This is a genomic window from Neobacillus bataviensis LMG 21833, assembly GCF_000307875.1.
Classification (GTDB): Bacteria; Bacillota; Bacilli; order Bacillales; family Cytobacillaceae; genus Neobacillus; species Neobacillus bataviensis.
Genome location: NZ_AJLS01000075.1, coordinates 1 through 761, shown reverse-complemented (window position 1 = coordinate 761; position 761 = coordinate 1). Strand labels below are relative to the sequence as shown.

The window sequence follows — 761 nt, the reverse complement described above, 5'->3', positions numbered from 1 at the left end:
GAGCCATGAAGGACTCGAACCTTCGACCCTCTGATTAAAAGTCAGATGCTCTACCAACTGAGCTAATGGCTCATTACTATTGCTACTAACGGTTCTGACGGGAATCGAACCCGCGATCTTCGCCGTGACAGGGCGACGTGATAACCGCTACACTACAGAACCTTTATTCAATTAATGGCTGAAAAAAAAAATGGGAGGTGACGGGATCGAACCGCCGACCCTCTGCTTGTAAGGCAGATGCTCTCCCAGCTGAGCTAATCCTCCAAATTTGGCCACTCGCATATCTCCCAGGGGGCAACCCCCAAGTACTTCCGCCGTAGATGGACTTAACTTCTGTGTTCGACATGGGAACAGGTGTATCTCCATCGCAATGATGACCAAATCATTAAATGTTACTTTGAACATTCAAAACTAAATAACAATTCTTCTAACTTCTAAACCATAAGCATTTTATATTTGACTCTTTTGGTAAAGTCCTCGAGCGATTAGTACTGGTCCGCTCCAAGTCTCGCAACTCTTCCACTTCCAGCCTATCTACCAGATCATCTCTCTGGGCTCTTAATTCTTACGAATGGGTAATCTCATCTTGAGGTGGGCTTCGCACTTAGATGCTTTCAGCGCTTATCCCTTCCCTACATAGCTATCCAGCCGTGCTCCTGGCGGAACAACTGGTACACCAGCGGTAAGTCCATCCCGGTCCTCTCGTACTAAGGACAGATCCTCTCAAATTACCTACGCCCGCGACGGATAGGGACCGAACT

Annotated in this window: 3 tRNA genes and 2 rRNA genes; all 5 read right to left on the bottom strand. The window is 47.6% G+C overall.

Annotated features, from left to right (window positions below):
- A tRNA-Lys gene (locus tag BABA_RS12795) sits at positions 1–72 on the bottom strand.
- A gap of 17 nt (positions 73–89) precedes the next feature.
- Positions 90–162, bottom strand: a tRNA-Asp gene (locus BABA_RS12790).
- Positions 163–191: 29 nt separating this feature from the next.
- A tRNA-Val gene (locus BABA_RS12785) sits at positions 192–264 on the bottom strand.
- 2 nt (positions 265–266) lie between these two features.
- Positions 267–382, bottom strand: a 5S ribosomal RNA gene (gene rrf, locus BABA_RS12780).
- Positions 383–465: 83 nt separating this feature from the next.
- Positions 466–761 (bottom strand): 23S ribosomal RNA (locus tag BABA_RS12775); the annotation flags it as partial.